The following is a 17357-nucleotide window of genomic DNA, read 5'->3' as shown; positions in this document are numbered from 1 at the left end:
GTAGGTTCCTTCTCTAGTTCTTGTTTTCGAGCATGAGATCGATGAAGCGGTCAAAGAGGTAGGCAGAGTCATGCGGACCTGCTGCTGCTTCGGGATGGTACTGGACGCTGAATGCAGGGATATCTAGGCAACGAATGCCTTCTACCACCTGGTCATTCAGGCCAACATGGGAAACTTCTATCTCACCAAATTCTGCGATGGGAGCTGTGGTTTTGCCCTCAACAGGGGCGTCCACCGCAAAACCATGATTCTGAGCTGTAATCTCAACCTTGCCAGTGAGCTTATCGAGCACAGGCTGGTTAATGCCTCGATGGCCAAACGGGAGTTTGTAGGTGCCAAATCCCAGGGCGCGTCCAAGAATTTGATTACCAAAGCAAATGCCAAAGAACGGAGTCTTGTTCTTGAGAACGCTACGAAGCAAATCTACCTGTGCGTCAGCTGTCGCCGGGTCACCGGGACCATTTGACATGAAGAAACCGTCAGGATTGTAGGACTGAATCTCTTCAAGAGTAGTGTCTGCAGGAACAACGTGAACACGTACACCTCGTTCTGCAAAGCGCTGAGGAGTCATTGCTTTGATCCCTAAGTCAACGGCTACAATGGTTGCCTTAGGCTCTTCTGCCCAACCAAAGTCTTTCGGCTCCACCACAAATGCTGAATCAACGGAAACGGATTCGGCGAGTTTGCGGCCCTTCATCTGCTCTGAATTTTTAACCTCTTCAATGAGCTCTGCCTCTGGGCGACGCGCATCATCACCACTGAAAATACCTGAACGCATCGAACCAGCAGAACGTAGATGACGAGTTAAAGCACGGGTATCAATTCCCTGAATTCCAATGATGTTTTGATCAATCAATTCTTCATCGAGGGTGCGTTCGCTACGCCAGTTAGAAGCACGGCGGGCTGCATCGCGTACCACATAGCCTGCGACCCAAATCTTTCGAGATTCAGCGTCTTCAGAATTTACGCCGGTATTACCAATATGCGGCGCGGTTTGAACAACAATCTGTCCTGCGTAGGAGGGATCGGTCAGGGTTTCTTGGTACCCGGTCATTCCTGTTGAAAAAACTGCCTCGCCGAGAGTGCTACCAGTTTTTCCGTAGCTGGTGCCACGGAAAACTTTTCCGTCCTCTAGCACCAATACCGCTGGAGATGACGTTGAATGACTCATCTACTGTTTCCTTAATGGTTGTTGTCGTAACTAACTGCGTTAGCTTTGTACTGGAAGTTCATGGTGGGCTTGAGGGGCAATCAGCTGAAGTCGCTCCACCAAAATACGCTTATCTTCTGCAAACTGTGTACGAAACCCAGTGTCAAGATCGACACCGTGATGTTGCCATGAAATCACTACAAGACCGTCTTTTTCAACGAACTTTCCACTCATCCCAGAGTCTAAGCGGACGACGCTGATCTCTGATGAGGGGATATAGATGTCTTGCGCACCATCTCGAGCGATAATCAGCGCATCATCGAAAATAAGAGCTTGAGCAGGGGACTTGGCTCCTAGAGTGTGCACCGCAATGCGGTCTAGCCAATCACCCATTCGAGTGGTCACTACATAGGTGCCGGGAATTCCTACCTCAGCTGGAGCATCATCATACTTCGGTGGAACCTCAGCAAGCGGCGCAATATCTGACTGACGCTTCTTACGGTTGTTCCATCCAAGAGCAATCAATCCGATGATTGCTACAACAATAAGCAGACAAATTAAGGTAGGAATTACCCGTGAATCCAATGTGTTGATCCTTTTACTGATTGATGGGAGTAGCCAGACGACCGTCTAATACGGTTGCATGACCACGAAGGAAAGTGGCACGGACTTCGCCGGGAACTTCCATGGCGCGATAGGGGTTGTTCTTGCCTTTAGTTGCCTGCGCCTCAGGGTTGATGGTGCGCTTTGCCTCAGGATCAACCAGCACGATATTTGCGGGCTCCCCTACCTCGAGTGGGCGTCCCTGATCAGTTGCACGACCAATCTCGGCAGGCTTCTGGCTCATGATACGAGCAACATCAGCCCAGGTAATTTTTCCAGTATCGACCAAAGTCATCTGGATAATCGAAAGAGCCTGCTCAAGTCCGGTCATACCATTTGCAGCGTTAGCCCATTCAACCTCTTTGGCTTCGGTAGGATGCGGCGCGTGATCGGTACCGATCACATCGATGGTTCCGTCGGCAACAGCTTCGCGCAATGCCTCGACGTCTTCTTGTGCACGCAGGGGCGGGTTCACCTTGAACACCGGATCGTATGAACGAACCTTTTCGTCTGTCAGAATCAGGTGATGCGGGGTAACCTCAGCAGTTACATTGATACCGCGTTCTTTTGCCCAACGGACAATCTCAACACTGCCCTTGGTCGAAAGGTGGCAGATATGAACGCGTGAGTTTACATGTTCAGCTAGCAAAACATCGCGTGCAATAATTGCCTCTTCAGCAACTGCCGGCCACCCTGCCAAACCCAGCTCTGCAGAAACAGTGCCTTCGTGCATCTGAGCTTTCTCGGTCAGACGCGGCTCCTGAGCGTGCTGAGCGACTACGCCATCAAAAGTCTTGACGTATTCTAGGGCACGGCGCATCAAGGCAGGATCCCAAACACACATTCCATCGTCGGAGAACACGCGTACTTTTGCGCGTGAGTTAGCCATAGCGCCAATTTCAGAAAGACGCTCACCCTTCAAGCCAACGGTGACAGCGCCTACCGGACGTACGTCGACCCAACCAGCAGATTCACCCAGTGAAAGCACCTGCTCCACAACACCGGCAGTATCTGCTACAGGGTTTGAGTTAGCCATCGCGAACACCGAGGTATAACCGCCAAGTGCTGCTGCCTTTGAACCGGTCTCGACAGTTTCGGCATCCTCTTGGCCGGGCTGACGAAGGTGAGTATGGATATCAACCAGGCCAGGAAGCGCAATCAGACCGTCTGCCTCTACGACCTGGGCGTCCTTGCTCTCTAGTGAATCGCCAATTTCAGCAATCTTGCCATCTTCAATCAAGATATCTGCAGTGCGCTCACCCAGTAGCGAAGCGCCCTTGATGAGATAGGTATTCTGTTCAGTCACAGTCAATTCTCTTTTCTTCAGTCTTAGAGCTACTTCTAGTTACCGTAAAAGTCTTCGGCACTACCGCCGGTCATCAGCAGGTACAGCACTGCCATGCGCACTGAAACTCCGTTAGAAACCTGACGAAGTACCCACGAACGATCTGAATCAGCTGCTACAGCACTGATTTCTAGACCACGGTTCATCGGACCGGGGTGAAGAACAGCGGTCTCATAATCCATCTGATCAAGAAGAGCAAAACGCTCCGGGGTCAGGCCCCACAGACGAGAATATTCCTCTGCGCTGGGGAAGAATGCAGCGTGCATACGCTCCTGCTGAATGCGAAGCAACATCACAGCGTCCAAATGAGTCTCCAGTGCCTCGTCAAAGTTGTAGTAGACTTCGCAGGGCCAGTCCTCAATACCCACAGGAAGAAGAGTGGGAGGAGCTACGAAGATAACCTCCGCACCCAAAGTATTGAGCAACCACAGGTTAGATCGAGCAACACGGGAATGAAGTACATCGCCTACAATTGCTACTCGCATTCCCTTCAAATCGGTGCCTCGAGTAGGCTTACCGGTGATTTGAGACTTGAACTGGCGAAGCGACATCGCATCCAGTAGAGCCTGAGTTGGGTGCGCGTGAGTACCATCGCCAGCGTTCAAAACAGGAACATCAATCCAGCCAGCTTCAGCTAGTCGCTGAGGTGCGCCAGATGCTGAGTGGCGAACAACAACGGCATCGGCATTGATAGCCGCCAAAGTCTGTGCAGTGTCTTTTAGTGACTCTCCCTTTGACACTGATGAACCCTTAGCAGCGAAATTAATAACGTCTGCTGACAGGCGCTTTTCTGCTGCCTCAAATGAAAGACGAGTTCTGGTGGAATCCTCGAAGAAAAGGTTGACCACAGTGCGGCCGCGAAGCGCCGGAAGCTTCTTGACCTCTCGCGTTCCAACTTCTGCCATGTAATCGGCAGTATCAAGGATATTGATTGCTTGCTCGTAAGTGAGCTCTTTAGTATCAAGAAGATGACGCATTGGATTTACTCCCCCTGCAGAATTTCGACGCGGTCACTGACACCGTCGATTTCAGAAATTAGTACTCGAACGGTTTCATCGGACGCAGTCGGCAAATTCTTGCCCACATGATCAGCGCGGATGGGTAGCTGTCGGTGACCACGGTCAACCAGAACCGCTAAGCGGACAAGGGAAGGACGGCCGAACTCATTAATCGCATCCAGTGCTGCACGAATAGTGCGACCTGAATACAGCACATCGTCAACTAGAATGACGTTTTTGCCGTGAATACCGCCGCTAGGAATACGAGTGGGTTCAAGTGTCTTTGAGGGGTGTGAGCGTAAATCATCGCGGTACATGGTGATATCCAACTGACCCAGCGAACGCTCGATACTGAAATCAGAATCTGTCTTAGCGATTTTTTCAGCTAGACGTTGCGCAATAGGAAAACCACGACGCGGAATGCCCAAAATAACAAGGTTCTCAACGCCCTTATTGGCTTCGAGAATCTCAAATGAAATACGAGTCAAAGCTCGATCGATGTCGGCATCTGAGAGGATGACGCGAGCCTCGCTAGAAGAGGTTGCTTCGTGCTCAGTCATAGTGCCGGCCTCCTTCCCCGCCTCGCAGGACGGACTTAAAGGTTGCTTGCAAGCAATAATGTATCACGCAGTGCGCGGACGCGTCATTACGAGCGCTCACTGTGTCGTAACAATTTCATTATAGAAACAAAAACGGGGTTTATGACTAGATGTACTAGTCAGAAACCCCGTTTTAATTTCAGTAAATTATGCCAACAAGGTGGGCTTCACCTGACGCAAACGATCCAGCAGACCGTTGACGAACTTAGGTGAATCATCAGTTGAAAGAGTTCTCGCAAGACCTGCAGCCTCAGAGATAGCTACAGCATCGGGAACCTCATCATTGAACAAGAGTTCCCAAGCGCCAAGTCGCAGAATCGTGCGGTCTACAGCGGGCATGCGATCCAGCGTCCAACCTTGTGAATAAGTTTCGATGTACTCACGAATTTCTTCGTCGTGTTCGAAAACCCCACGCACAATTTGCTCAGAGTATGTCGAAATCTGTGCAGAAGTATGTGCACGGCGTCGCACGAGTGTATCGAGTACATCATCATTGCGCTGCTCAGCCTCAAAAAGCACCTCAAGTGCTCGGAGACGTGCTTTAGTTCGTGAATTCATGACGCCTATTAGTTGTTGACGCGACCGAGGTAGTCACCGGTGCGGGTATCAACCTTAACCTTGGTGCCCTGCTCCAAGAAGAGCGGAACCTGAATCTCGGCACCGGTTTCAACAGTCGCAGGCTTGGTACCTGCTGATGAACGGTCACCCTGCAAGCCGGGTTCGGTGTAGGTGATTTCCAGAACTACTGAAGCAGGCAACTCAATGTAGAGGGGTGACCCGTCGTACATTGCGATAGTTGCATTCTGCTCTTCAAGCATGTAGTTCGCGGCGTCGCCAACTACTACGCTGGGGACGTAAATCTGGTCGTAAGTCTTCAAATCCATGAATACGTAGTCGTCGCCGTCCTGGTACAGGTACTGGTAATCGGAGCGATCTACGGTTGCAATATCAACCTTTGCACCTGCGTTGAAGGTGCGGTCAACAACCTTGCCGGAGGTCACGTTGCGAAGCTTGGTGCGGACGAATGCGCCACCCTTACCGGGCTTTACGTGCTGGAATTCGATGACGGACCAGAGGTTGCCGTCAATCTTGAGGATAACGCCGTTTTTGATGTCGCTGGTAGTAGCCAACCGACTCTCCTTAGGATATGGGATTTTTCAATGAACGAATGAACGATAGCAATTCTAACGTGGTTTTGAATGTCAATGGTAGGTGACAGGGCGTGTTTTCTACCAAATAGTGAATGCGGTGACCGTACTTTCATCGGTAAGGTCACCGCATCTTCTTTAGTTTGCAGCTATTTCAAGATAGGTCGCGAAAAGAATTGAGTCGTCAGGGACTTCCATAATTCTAGGCTTCGCAATGTCGTCAAGAACTACGAAACGCAAAAGGGCTCCTCGTGATTTTTTGTCGCGTCGCATTGCTTCGAGCAACTTACTCCACTGGTCCCCCCGGTATGAAGTGGGCAGGCCAACCAGATCGCATAGTGCTCGAGTACGAGCTACAACGGACTCATCAAGATTGCCCGCCGCGGCAGCGAGTTCTGCCGCAAAGACCATACCCACAGAAACCGCTGCACCATGCCGCCACTGATAACGTTCGTTGTACTCAATGGCATGGCCAAAGGTATGACCGTAGTTCAAAAATTCGCGTCGACCCGCTTCTTTGAAATCTTCAGAAACAATGTCAGCTTTTACCTTGATAGCCCGTTCAATAAGCTCTCTAATTACGTTAGACTGCGAGTCTCGAAGTTTCTCCGGGTTCTCTTCGACAAGATCAAGAATCTTAGTGTCCGAGATGAATCCGCATTTAATGACCTCAGCCATGCCTGTCAACAACTCGTATTCCGGCAGGGTGCGTAAGGTCCCAATTTCACACAAAACAGCAGCTGGAGCATGAAAGCTACCGACAAGGTTCTTACCCTCAGCGGTATTAATGCCGGTTTTACCGCCTACTGCCGCGTCCACCATTGCTAGCAAAGTAGTGGGAATATGAATGATGCGGATGCCGCGCAACCAGGTGGCAGCTACAAAACCAGCAACATCTGTTACGGCTCCACCACCGACAGAGATAATAGCGTCACTTCGAGTAAAATCATTTTGCCCCAAGACCTGCCAGCAAAATGCGGCAACCTGTATATGCTTACCTTCTTCAGCATCCGGAATCTCAGCGCTGAAGGTTTCGAACCCCACTTTACGCAAATCTTCCATCACGAGTTCCCCGGTGGAACGCAAAGCACGAGGGTGAATCACCAGGATGCGACGAGTACGCTGCCCTAAGATATCGGGAATCTGCCCAAGAAGGTTATGACCAACCAAAACATCATAGTTTTCCTCCACGCGAGAGCCCGTTACCGAAATCTTAGTAACTTCGTTTTCACTCATCAGTTAGCCTTTCTGCTATCCACAACAAATTGCTGAATTTGAGAAGTCATCTCAGTGATATTGCGGTGTCCCCGAGCGTCCAACGTATATTTTGCAAGTTGCTCGTACCGCTCTCTACGCGATTCAAATATTTGTGACCATTTTTCAATGGGGTTAGGTTGTAGCAGTGGTCTCTTGCTATTACCAACAATTCTGGGTTTGACCGTATCAACATCTACCTTGATGTAGACTACGGTTTCATTCTTGAGCATTTCTGCCACCTCTGCCGTCATAGGCGCACCGCCGCCCAGAGACAAAACGGTGTTTCTATGGTGAGGTGAGTTCAGAACCTCGGAAATTACCTCTGCTTCAAGTTTGCGAAAATACTCTTCGCCATGAACTTCAAAAATATCTGTAACCGGACCGTATCGCTCAACAATCAAGTAGTCAGAATCGATAAATTCATACCCGTAGAAACGTGCTAAATGCGTTCCTACATATGATTTTCCAGCCGCCATAGGTCCAATAATGACGATGGGTCTTTGCCGATCCAAGTAACCTTCTTGAATTTCACGCAATTGTTGTGGATCAACTAGCTCCGCCGGTTTATTGCCGGCAGAGCTAGCTTTAGACAGATCCGTGTGATGGGATGTCATGAATTACAGATCCCAGCCAGACACGTTAGATTCCCAGTTGAGTGAATCGGGAATGTTTTCAAGGTATGAATCAAGATTGCGACGGGTTTCGGCGATGGAATCCCCACCGAACTTTTCCATAGCAGCATCAGCCAGTACAAGAGCTACCATGGCTTCAGCTACTACACCAGCGGCGGGAACAGCGCATACATCGGAACGCTGGTGATGCGCACGTGCAGGTTCACCAGTTGAGGTATCAATAGTCGCCAAAGCCTTAGGAACCGTGGCAATGGGCTTCATAGCAGCGCGTACACGCAAGACGTCGCCAATGCTCATACCACCTTCGATGCCACCGGCACGGTTGGTCAAGCGCTTGACACCAGCGTCGGTTACTTCAATTTCATCGTGAGCTTCGGTACCGGGACGCGCCGCGGTCAGGAAACCATCACCGACCTCAACGCCCTTGATCGCTTGAATTCCCATCAGGGCGGCAGCCAAGCGAGCATCTAGACGACGGTCCCAATGAACAAATGACCCAAGACCCGGCGCTACGCCGTAAGCAAGCACCTCAACAATACCGCCCAAAGTTTCGCCTGACTTATGAGCCTCATCTACACGAGCCACCATCTTTTCGCTGGTAGCAGCATCAAAGCAACGTAAGGGATCAGCATCTAGCGTATGAACATCAGCAGGAACAGGACGGGAGGAATCGTAGGGTGTTTCTACTCCCCCAACTGCGGTTGTGTGGCTAACCAACCCTACGCCCAAAGCTTTTAGAATTTGCGCAGCAACCACACTTAAAGCCACGCGGGTAGCAGTCTCACGCGCCGATGCTCTCTCCAAGGCAGGACGCGCATCGTCGTACCCGTACTTTTGCATACCGGTAAAGTCAGCGTGACCGGGACGCGGACGAGTCAGAGCAACATTCCGGGCTTTGCCTTCAATTTCGCTAGGATCAACGGGATCTGAGCTCATAACTTTTTCCCACTTGGGCCACTCTGTATTAGCAATTTCAATAGCAACAGGGCCACCCATGGTCTTACCATGTCGGACACCGCCCAAAATGCGAACCTGATCCTGTTCAAATTTCATGCGAGCACCACGACCGTAGCCCAGTCGACGTCGGGCCAAAGCGTCACGAACCATCTCCGAGGTTAGCTCCACGCCAGCCGGGACGCCTTCAATTACTCCTACAAGAGCTTCGCCGTGAGATTCACCGGCTGTCAGCCAACGCAACATTGCTGTGTTCCCTTTTCAGTTTCCGAGGGCCACCGCCCCTGCCATTTCAATACTTTGGTTAAAGACTTCCAAAAAACCGGACGTACTTCAAACTGGCGTCATGATATGAAAAACCAGATTAATTTGAGGTTTTGATGAGTTTCATCTGGTCAAATACCTGCACCGGTAGTTTAGTGCGGGCTGGTAGACCTACTGACTGGCACATTGCAGCTAGGATTTCTAATTCTTGAGGAAGCCGGTCTTCAAGCTTATAACCGTTGAACAACTTAATTTGGTCGAGCGCCTGATGCATCAGCATTTCAAGACCTGAAACGCTCTTTCCACCCAACGCCTCATAAGCCTTAGCCACCGGCGAGGGCCACACCGCGTACGAAACATCCAGCAGGACAGAATTCGGGGCAACTGCTGAGGACGGTTCTAGAATCAGATCAGCAACTCCAGCAGGCAGCGTAGACACAGTAACAGCATATCGATGGGCATCCGCGCCAGCGTCTGATATATCGTGAAATACAAATTCCACGCCAACAGCTTCTGCCACATTCTGGACGCGTTGGGTTCGGCTCTGCTCCCGTGCGTAGACATGGACAGTTTCGGCTCCCATATATGCAAGTGCCGCGCACGCCGCGGTGGCGGTTCCTCCCCCACCCCAGATAGCGTATTCGCTGTCCGCGCTCGGATTGGCTCCAGCATCCGTCAAAGCGTTCACAATTCCAGAGACGTCTGTATTATGACCGACAGCCTTCCCGTTGCGCCAAAACACTGTATTTACAACCCCAACAGCACGAGCAAAAGGTGTAAGTTCATCCAGGTAATCAATAATCGCTGATTTAAGCGGCATCGTGACTGAAAAACCTCGAACATCGTAATTCTCAGTAAGGTACTGCCACTCACGCGGCAAATCCCGCTCCGTAACATCCCAGCGACCATATTCAATCGATGAACCGAGTACAACACTAGCCGCTGAATGCAACGCCGGCGACTTTGAATGGGTAATAGGATGCCCCAAGACAAATGCCTTGGGGCCTAAGTGAATATTCATATTTTTAGTTTAGACGCATTTGCCTTCGTTATCTGAACACCACTGATTGTATTCTTCTACGTTCTTCTCATGCTCCTCGAAAGTCTTAGCAAACTTGGTTTCGCCAGTATCGAGGTTTACGGTAACCCAGAAGTAATAATCGTTCTTATCGGGGTTAGCCGCAGCATTAATAGCTTCGGTGGCTGGTGAACCAATCGGACCTGCAGGCAAACCCTGGTAGTAGAACGTGTTGTACTTGTTAGACGCGTCCTGCTTTTCCTCATTCGAAATGTGGTAGGTCTTCTTGCCAAGACCGTAAGCAACAGTTGCATCGGACTGCAAGAAACCACCGGTTTCGCCATCAGGATTATCAAGACGGTTCTCAATCGCACCAGCAACAGGCTTGTAGTCGCGCGCAGTAGCCTCAAACTCCAAGATTGAAGCCACAGTCAATACATGGAACTGATCATCCTCGGAGGTGATGTTTGCTGCTTTGAGCTCTGATTTGGTGTGATCTACCAAAGTACGAATGACGTCCTCAGCCGAAGTACCCTGTTCAAAACGGTATTCGCCGGGATGCAACCAGCCCTCAAGGTTGGGGAACTTCTTCGGAATCCCGAAAGTATCCAGTTCTTTATCGTACTTAGAAACCTCGGTGATATTTACGCCCAATGCATCTGCAATAGCCTGGTACGCCTCGTCCTTACGCATGTTCTGCGGAATCGCAAGATAAATCGAATTAGCGTCCTGATCGCCTACCAGCTGAGAAATCGCTGCTGAAGAACTCATATGTTCTTGCAGGTCATAATCGCCAGGCTGAATGAACTTATCTGCAGCATCCTTCTGGTAAGTTTCCAAGAAACGCCCTGCATCTGCAATGACACCAGCTTCTTCGAGATTCGCAGCAATCTGACCGTTGGTATCGCCTTCGCTCACTACAAAAGAGACTGAAGTGCCGTTACCGTCGCCATTATAGTCTTTGCGTTTGAACCAATCATATTTTGGAGCCAATGACGAGATAACCATAATGATTGCAACACTAAAAACGAGGGTTGCAGTAATCATGAAATTACGACTGCGAGCACGACTGCGACGTTGTTCTTCATCGCTGTATTCAGCCTGCTCAATAAGTGGGCTGACAATACCTGCACGTGCTTCTTCATCGGTGGGTGCTAATAGATGTGAGAGGCTTTCACGATCTTCGTGAGCACCGTTAGAACTCGGATTCTTAGTCACTCGGGTTCTCCGTTTCGTTTGCAGGTAATGTGTCAACCGATTCCTCAGCTGACACAGTCTGGGGAGTTAGAGTGTAGCCAGGCAGATTCTTGCCGGCTTTAACAGTGTCAATGCTGAACTGCAGGATATTGACGGCAGCTACTTGGTCTACCACTGCTCTAAAGTCGCGGGAAGAGACTCCAGCCTCATGCAATGAACGATGAGCGCTCACAGTTGTGAGACGTTCATCAACGAGATGAACTGGAATCTGATGCCCATCTGTGCTGAGTTCATTGGCTAGTGCTTGAGCGTAAATTTCAGCCATCTCTGTCGAAGCACTACTTCCGCCAGACATGGTTTTGGGTAGCCCTACAAACACCTCTGTTACTTCGTGAACCTCGATGAGTTTCCGAAGGACTCTTCGATCAGAATTCTTCTTCATATCTCGTCGAAGAGTTTTTAGAGGGGTTGCCAAAATGCCGTCAGGGTCGCACGTTGCGACGCCGACGCGGGCATTGCCCACATCGACGCCCATACGTACACCACGTGTAAAGTTCACGCGTTATGCTCCTGCAATCGCATTTCTAATAGCGACGAATGCTTCGTCAATCTTGGTAGCGTCCTGACCGCCACCCTGTGCGACGTCGTCCTTACCGCCACCGCCGCCGCCGAGTACGCCGGCTGCTACGCGAACCAGCGCGCCAGCCTTGACGCCTTCTGATCGAGCAGCTTCGTTAGTTGCTACCAGAATTACTGGACGGCCGTTGTTGACGCCGGTGACAGCTACTGTCGCTGCATCCTCGCCAAGTCGTGAGCGAAGATCGAGGGCAAGACCACGAACATCGTTAGCGGATAGTTCTCCAGCGTTATGCAGAAGGACGCGGACCTTGCCTACCATTTCTGCTGATTCAACGAGCTTGCCAGCCTCAGCCTGGAGTTTCTCCTTGCGGAGTTTTTCCAGTTCCTTTTCAGCGGCCTTGAGCTTGTTGAGGGTCTGAGTAATCTTTTCAGGAAGGTCTGTTGAGGACTGAACCTTCAGCATGCCCGTGAGCTGATTGACCAGAGTACGCTCAGCTGCTAAGTGGTTGAAGGAATCCAAACCGACTAGAGCCTCAACACGACGGTTACCTGAACCTACGGACTGCTCGGTAAGCAGGCTCAAAGAGCCAATCTGTGATGACGTTGAAACGTGAGTACCACCGCAAAGTTCGCGAGAGAAATCGCCACCGATTTCAACCATACGCACAGTATCGCCGTACTTCTCACCAAAGAGGCTCATCGCTCCCATTGCCTTTGCCTCAGCCAAAGGCATTTCACGGGTGACAGTCTGCAGGTTATCGCGAATAGCAATATTTGCTACTTCTTCAACTTCCTGCTGAGCAGCTGCTGAAAGACCTTCATTCCACGCGAAGTCAAAGCGCAGGTAGCCTTCCTTGTTAAAGGAGCCGCGTTGAGTAGCTTCATTGCCCAGCACCTGGTGCAGAGCAGCGTGGATAATGTGAGTAGCTGAGTGAGCCTTTTCGCCGTCACGACGACGCTGCTCATCAACATGTGCAATAACCGGGGTACCTGCAACTACTTCGCCTTCGATGACGGTAGCGCGGTGGACGCTCAGGCCCTTAACCGGCTGCTGTACATCGTGGACTTCAATGCTGAAACCATTACCGCGGATGGTACCGGTATCAGCTGCCTGACCACCTGCTTCAGCGTAGAACGGGGTCTCGTCTAGAACGATTTCTACCTTGTCACCAGCCTTGGCTGCAGGTACGTTAGCGCCATCTACCAAGATCGCACGCAAAGTGGTCTCGGTGCGCAGTTCATCGTAACCGGTGAATACCGAAGTGCGCTCATCAGCCAACTGGCGAAGAGCTGAAAGGTCAGCGTGTGCACCCTTCTTAGCCTTTGCGTCAGCCTGCGCACGTTCACGTTGCTCTGCCATCAAAGCGCGGAACTGCTTCTCATCAACCTTAACGCCAGCTTCTTCAGCCATCTCAAGGGTCAAGTCAATCGGGAAGCCGTAAGTATCGTGCAGAGCAAATGCTTCTTCACCAGAAACGACAGCATTACCGGTCTTCGCGTGCTTAACAGCCTGCTCAAGGCGCTCAGTGCCCGACTCGATAGTGCGCAAGAACGCCTGCTCCTCAGTGTACGCAATACGCGAGATGCGTTCGAAGTCGTCAGCCACGTAAGGGAAGGCACCAGCCATAGCATCGCGAGATGCAGGGAACAGAACAGGCAGGCAGGGTTCAGAAACACCGAGAAGACGCATTGCGCGAATTGCACGACGCATCAGGCGACGCAGAATGTAACCGCGTCCCTCATTCGAAGGTGAGACGCCGTCTGCAATCAGCATTAATGACGAACGGATATGATCCGCAACAACGCGCATGCGTACGTCATCTTCGTAGCCAGCGTCTTCAGCTGACTCGGAGCCCTGGTACTTCTTACCGGAGAGCTTGGATGCAACGTCCAGCACGGGACGAACCTGATCGGTCTCGTAGAAGTTCTCAACACCCTGCAAAAGCATAGCTAGACGCTCAACACCGAGGCCGGTATCGATGTTCTTCTTGGGCAATTCACCCAAAATCTCGAAGTCATCCTTGCCGATGCCTTCACCGCGCTGGTACTGCATGAAGACGAGGTTCCAGATTTCGATGTAACGATCATCGTCAACCGCGGGGCCGCCCTCTTTACCGTATTCGGGGCCACGGTCATAGAAAATCTCTGAGTCAGGGCCGGCAGGACCAGGCTGACCAGTTGACCAGTAGTTTTCCTTCATGTTCATACGCTGAATGCGCTCAGCAGGGAAACCAACAATGCGGGTCCAAATATCGTAAGCTTCATCATCACCCTCATAAACAGTGACCCACAAACGATCAGCATCAAGACCAAAACCGCCCTTATCAACAGAGCTAGTCAGCAGTTCATAAGCCCACGGGATAACTTCTTTCTTGAAGTAATCGCCAAATGAGAAGTTACCTGCCATCTGGAAGAAGGTGCCGTGACGAGCAGTCTTACCAACTTCTTCGATGTCCAAGGTACGAATGCACTTCTGAACCGAAGTTGCGCGTGAGTAGGGAGGGGTTTCGCGTCCCAAGAAATAGGGGATGAACGGAACCATACCAGCAATGGTGAACATTGCGCCGGGCTCGTTTGAAACCAGTGAAGCTGAAGGAACAACGGTGTGACCGCGAGCCTCGAAGAACTCAATCCACCGCTTTGAAATTTCCTGTGAAAGCATGAAGGGATTTTCCTTAACGTCGATTCATCAAAACTATATGTATAAGACTATTACTCAAAAAATTTGTCGCCTAATTTGGCATCTCGTTCAATACGGGTTTGAGTTCCCGAAATCTCAACGGACTCAATGACGTGGGCATCAACAGTCGGCGCTGAGGATTGTTGCGCCGGTGAAAATTCTGTTGAGTGCAACTTATTATCAAGTGGACGATCCCAGGTATCTAAAGAACCGGGACGAAGATCTTTCTTTTGAGTCTCAAACCGTTGCTTTAGCTCAGCTTCGCGCTCATTCATGCCTTTTTTCACGTTTGCAGCAAATTCAACAGTTTTCAGCGCGTAAGGCTGCAATTTTTTGCCAACCGTAGAGTCGAAAAACTTGGCCATAGTACCCTCCATAGTTGACATGACCTCACGTCCAGAGGTTGCTCGCGAGACAAGATCTGTCGAACTCTGCGGACGAGTTTTCTGAGCTTGAGATGTTATATAGCCGGCGACTGCCCCACCTGCGATCAGCGCAAGAGCGCGAAACATACCCACTAGATTCCACCCTCAGCTCGTTCTGACGCTGCAGATGCACCGGGAGTTTCGCGCTCCCCCTTCACAGCTTTTTTCAAACCGTAAGAGAAAGACGCCACCTTAATCAGAGGCTGTCCAACCGTCGAAGCAACAAGAGAAGATAAAGCAGAGACATTCGCTGACGCATCAGAAACGTTACTGGTAATGCCATCTACCTTCTCCAACTGGGAGTTGGTTGAGGCAACAGTACGAGTTACTTCATCAATCAAGGGGGTGGTGTTATCGTTCAACGATCTAATAGTAAGAGTCAGCTCATCAAACACTTTGCCGAGTTTGATGATTGGCATAGCCAACAGAGCAACCAAAACGGCAAATACACCTGCTGAAATTAATCCGGCAATATCGGCTCCGCTCACGGCTCCTACTTTCTACGATTTAAGATAACGAACAGATAACAGTCTACTGTACACAGGGCATGATTTCAGCGGTTAAGCAAACGCCGCTACGAGAACGGGCGAAAAACACATTTTGAGTAAAAGAAAAGCGGTTTGCATTCCGGTGTGGAATGCAAACCGCCTAACCCAACAAGCTATTATGCAAGGCGTGAGTAGTATTCAACCACGAGCTGCTCTTCGCAGATTACGGGGATTTCTTCACGCTTGGGTGAACGCTCGAGCTTAGCGTGCAGCTTCTCGATTTCAACGTTCAAGTAAGCAGGAGTGTCAGGCAGAACGTCCTGGTGTGCACCGGTTGCTGCAACCTGGAACGGAGCCATCTTCTCTGACTTGGGGTGAACGTGGATCAGCTGACCGGGCTTTACGCGGAATGACGGGCGGTCAACACGAACGCCGTCAACCATGATATGACGGTGAACAACGAGCTGACGAGCCTGTGCAATGGTGCGTGCAAAGCCTGAACGTAAAACAAGTGCGTCGAGACGGCTTTCGAGGATCTCAACCAGGTTCTTACCGGTCTGACCTTCGATGCGCTTTGCTTCAGCGTATGCGCGACGCATCTGTGCTTCGCGGATGTTGTACTGAGCGCGCAGGCGCTGCTTTTCCTTCAGCTGTACTGCGTAGTTTGAGTCAGCCTTCTTGCGTGCACGACCGTGCTGGCCGGGGCCGTAAGGGCGACGTTCGAAGTACTTTTCTGCCTTAGGGGTCAGAGCAATGCCGAGTGCACGTGAGTGACGTACGGTACGGCGAGTGCGATTCTGCTTAGCCATATTTGCCTTTCAAGCGGTTGATATTGCACAAACGGTGCATGCAACATCATTTATTCTGTAGTGGTCTGGCCTCCGGTAATATCCGCACACGTATTCGTGCGGTGGAGAGTTCACAGCAGCCGCACTGTTCACTACAACCCGTTGGTGATCAAATCAGGTAAACCCTTTCATTGCGTTTTAACGGGCTTGCCAGCCAATCACCCATACTACGGCTTTAGCTAATCAATGTCAGCTATTTTTCAGAAACCGTGGTGCGTGGTTTTGGTTACTCATACCTGAGTGCTCATTCTTTATATAAAGAGTATTTAGTAGAGTCTAAGTACCCTTCATAGGCACAAGCGGGCGCTGCAAACGGTTCTACTCGCGCTGATTTATCCTGCCAATCAAGCAGTCCAAGCCCAAGTATCGGGACTACCAGATACCGTTTGTGCTTGCTGAACCAGTTACAGATGAGTAATTTCCAATTACTCTTGAATCAGCAGCGGATCCGCTGGGTAGCGCCTGCGTTCCATTTTTTGGTCCGCGTGTAACCCAATTAACCGTAAGCTTCCACAATGCCAACTGCTGATTGTAATAGTCACGACATTCGTTGCTACTTAGCCCAATGGACTCGTAGGTCGGAGCACCAGAAGCAAGTTCAGGTGTAATAGTGATGTAATTCTTCCAACGCCCGGCAGGAGAGTTACCGTCCAAGAATCCTAGAGCCAGATCCTTTTCTTGGTTGGGAGAAATACTGCCCACGAAGGTCCAATTGACTATTCTCTGGGCAGTTCCGACAGGTTGGTTCTGAATAGGATAATTCTGGTAGGAAATTGATCCCTGTGATGTAGAAGGGTTAGAGAGACTTCGGCCGCTGTCATTGAGTGAAACGTTATTTCGGATAGCCACAGTCAGATGGAGCGGATTTGCGGCAGTAAAGTTAAGGGTGCAACTAGATAGATTCTTGACATTGACTGCTACGTTCGAAACGAATCCATCAGAGGCCGCAAGAGCCTGATAGATATTGAGTTCCAGCTGGGCTGGTTGCCCGTTGCATTGATGAAGGGCACGCGCTTTGTTGAATGCTTCATCAATTTTTTGCTTACTCGTAGGTGAACAGATTGATGCCGCATACGCCGGAATTGCCGAAGTGGCAGCGATTGTAGGCACTGCCCACATAGCGCCTTGAGCCAAGGAACGTCGTGAAAATTTTGAAGACATGCTTCCCTTAC

General features: G+C 50.6%; 18 protein-coding genes. All 18 read right to left on the bottom strand.

The genetic code is table 11. From position 1 onward, the window contains the following. Nucleotides 1–13: 13 nt before the first annotated feature. The 18 genes from carA to HF984_RS01270 all read right to left on the bottom strand — a co-directional run bounded on the left by carA (nucleotide 14) and on the right by HF984_RS01270 (nucleotide 17346). Nucleotides 14–1171, bottom strand: a complete 1158-nt coding sequence (gene carA / locus HF984_RS01355; RefSeq protein WP_168613892.1) for a glutamine-hydrolyzing carbamoyl-phosphate synthase small subunit — start codon at nucleotides 1169–1171, stop codon at nucleotides 14–16. A gap of 39 nt (nucleotides 1172–1210) precedes the next feature. Next, entirely contained in the window at nucleotides 1211–1735 is a 525-nt protein-coding gene (locus tag HF984_RS01350; RefSeq protein WP_168613891.1) for a PH-like domain-containing protein, read from the bottom strand. Between the two features lie 13 nt (nucleotides 1736–1748). Beyond that, nucleotides 1749–3059 carry a dihydroorotase gene (locus HF984_RS01345; RefSeq protein WP_168613890.1) on the bottom strand — a complete coding sequence of 437 codons (1311 nt, stop codon included), beginning with the start codon at nucleotides 3057–3059 and terminating at the stop codon, nucleotides 1749–1751. Between the two features lie 35 nt (nucleotides 3060–3094). Continuing rightward, a complete protein-coding gene (locus HF984_RS01340; RefSeq protein WP_168613889.1) occupies nucleotides 3095–4075 on the bottom strand; it encodes an aspartate carbamoyltransferase catalytic subunit in 981 nt (326 codons plus the stop codon). Between the two features lie 5 nt (nucleotides 4076–4080). Continuing rightward, nucleotides 4081–4656 carry a bifunctional pyr operon transcriptional regulator/uracil phosphoribosyltransferase PyrR gene (gene pyrR, locus HF984_RS01335; protein WP_168613888.1) on the bottom strand — a complete coding sequence of 192 codons (576 nt, stop codon included), beginning with the start codon at nucleotides 4654–4656 and terminating at the stop codon, nucleotides 4081–4083. A 186-nt stretch (nucleotides 4657–4842) separates the two neighbouring features. Next, nucleotides 4843–5253, bottom strand: coding sequence for a transcription antitermination factor NusB (gene nusB, locus HF984_RS01330; protein ID WP_168613887.1), 411 nt, complete (start codon nucleotides 5251–5253; stop codon nucleotides 4843–4845). 8 nt (nucleotides 5254–5261) lie between these two features. After that, a complete protein-coding gene (gene efp / locus HF984_RS01325) occupies nucleotides 5262–5825 on the bottom strand; it encodes an elongation factor P (RefSeq protein WP_168613886.1) in 564 nt (187 codons plus the stop codon). Nucleotides 5826–5981: 156 nt separating this feature from the next. Further along, the gene (aroB, locus tag HF984_RS01320; protein ID WP_168613885.1) at nucleotides 5982–7079 is read right to left on the bottom strand and encodes a 3-dehydroquinate synthase; all 1098 of its coding nucleotides are present in this window, start codon (nucleotides 7077–7079) and stop codon (nucleotides 5982–5984) included. Next, nucleotides 7079–7714, bottom strand: a complete 636-nt coding sequence (locus HF984_RS01315) for a shikimate kinase (protein WP_168613884.1) — start codon at nucleotides 7712–7714, stop codon at nucleotides 7079–7081. Before HF984_RS01315 ends, aroB begins: the two co-directional genes overlap by 1 nt. A gap of 3 nt (nucleotides 7715–7717) precedes the next feature. Then, entirely contained in the window at nucleotides 7718–8932 is a 1215-nt protein-coding gene (aroC, locus tag HF984_RS01310) for a chorismate synthase (RefSeq protein ID WP_168613883.1), read from the bottom strand. 118 nt (nucleotides 8933–9050) lie between these two features. After that, nucleotides 9051–9971, bottom strand: a complete 921-nt coding sequence (locus HF984_RS01305; RefSeq protein ID WP_168613882.1) for a shikimate dehydrogenase family protein — start codon at nucleotides 9969–9971, stop codon at nucleotides 9051–9053. Between the two features lie 9 nt (nucleotides 9972–9980). Continuing rightward, the gene (mltG, locus tag HF984_RS01300; RefSeq protein ID WP_343947483.1) at nucleotides 9981–11186 is read right to left on the bottom strand and encodes an endolytic transglycosylase MltG; all 1206 of its coding nucleotides are present in this window, start codon (nucleotides 11184–11186) and stop codon (nucleotides 9981–9983) included. After that, nucleotides 11179–11700: a Holliday junction resolvase RuvX gene (ruvX, locus tag HF984_RS01295; RefSeq protein WP_168614057.1), complete on the bottom strand. Its 522-nt coding sequence runs from the start codon at nucleotides 11698–11700 to the stop codon at nucleotides 11179–11181. The genes mltG and ruvX overlap by 8 nt, the downstream gene beginning before the upstream one ends. A 27-nt stretch (nucleotides 11701–11727) precedes the next feature. Continuing rightward, nucleotides 11728–14406: an alanine--tRNA ligase gene (alaS, locus tag HF984_RS01290; protein WP_168613881.1), complete on the bottom strand. Its 2679-nt coding sequence runs from the start codon at nucleotides 14404–14406 to the stop codon at nucleotides 11728–11730. A gap of 50 nt (nucleotides 14407–14456) precedes the next feature. Then, nucleotides 14457–14789: a hypothetical protein gene (locus HF984_RS01285; RefSeq protein ID WP_168613880.1), complete on the bottom strand. Its 333-nt coding sequence runs from the start codon at nucleotides 14787–14789 to the stop codon at nucleotides 14457–14459. Between the two features lie 152 nt (nucleotides 14790–14941). Beyond that, nucleotides 14942–15337: a DUF948 domain-containing protein gene (locus HF984_RS01280; protein WP_168613879.1), complete on the bottom strand. Its 396-nt coding sequence runs from the start codon at nucleotides 15335–15337 to the stop codon at nucleotides 14942–14944. Nucleotides 15338–15513: 176 nt separating this feature from the next. Continuing rightward, complete coding sequence (gene rpsD, locus HF984_RS01275; protein ID WP_168613878.1) at nucleotides 15514–16146, bottom strand: 30S ribosomal protein S4; 633 nt, start codon at nucleotides 16144–16146, stop codon at nucleotides 15514–15516. A gap of 411 nt (nucleotides 16147–16557) precedes the next feature. After that, nucleotides 16558–17346, bottom strand: a complete 789-nt coding sequence (locus tag HF984_RS01270; RefSeq protein WP_168613877.1) for a hypothetical protein — start codon at nucleotides 17344–17346, stop codon at nucleotides 16558–16560. Between the last annotated feature and the right edge of the window lie 11 nt (nucleotides 17347–17357).

Source organism: Rothia terrae, assembly GCF_012396615.1.
GTDB lineage: Bacteria > Actinomycetota > Actinomycetes > Actinomycetales > Micrococcaceae > Rothia > Rothia terrae.
The sequence above is the reverse complement of the archived record's forward strand: the minus strand, read 5'-3'. Positions and strand labels throughout refer to the sequence as shown.

Bases quoted from the DNA above. Each gene is read 5' to 3' on its own strand.
- nusB (WP_168613887.1), bottom strand. From the start codon at position 5,253: ATGAATTCACGAACTAAAGCACGTCTCCGAGCACTTGAGGTGCTTTTT.
- HF984_RS01315 (WP_168613884.1), bottom strand. From the start codon at position 7,714: ATGACATCCCATCACACGGATCTGTCTAAAGCTAGCTCTGCCGGCAAT.
- aroB (WP_168613885.1), bottom strand. From the start codon at position 7,079: ATGAGTGAAAACGAAGTTACTAAGATTTCGGTAACGGGCTCTCGCGTG.
- HF984_RS01340 (WP_168613889.1), bottom strand. From the start codon at position 4,075: ATGCGTCATCTTCTTGATACTAAAGAGCTCACTTACGAGCAAGCAATC.
- alaS (WP_168613881.1), bottom strand. From the start codon at position 14,406: ATGCTTTCACAGGAAATTTCAAAGCGGTGGATTGAGTTCTTCGAGGCT.
- HF984_RS01270 (WP_168613877.1), bottom strand. From the start codon at position 17,346: ATGTCTTCAAAATTTTCACGACGTTCCTTGGCTCAAGGCGCTATGTGG.
- ruvX (WP_168614057.1), bottom strand. From the start codon at position 11,700: ATGGGCGTCGATGTGGGCAATGCCCGCGTCGGCGTCGCAACGTGCGAC.
- HF984_RS01305 (WP_168613882.1), bottom strand. From the start codon at position 9,971: ATGAATATTCACTTAGGCCCCAAGGCATTTGTCTTGGGGCATCCTATT.
- pyrR (WP_168613888.1), bottom strand. From the start codon at position 4,656: ATGACTGAGCACGAAGCAACCTCTTCTAGCGAGGCTCGCGTCATCCTC.
- carA (WP_168613892.1), bottom strand. From the start codon at position 1,171: ATGAGTCATTCAACGTCATCTCCAGCGGTATTGGTGCTAGAGGACGGA.
- rpsD (WP_168613878.1), bottom strand. From the start codon at position 16,146: ATGGCTAAGCAGAATCGCACTCGCCGTACCGTACGTCACTCACGTGCA.
- aroC (WP_168613883.1), bottom strand. From the start codon at position 8,932: ATGTTGCGTTGGCTGACAGCCGGTGAATCTCACGGCGAAGCTCTTGTA.
- HF984_RS01285 (WP_168613880.1), bottom strand. From the start codon at position 14,789: ATGGCCAAGTTTTTCGACTCTACGGTTGGCAAAAAATTGCAGCCTTAC.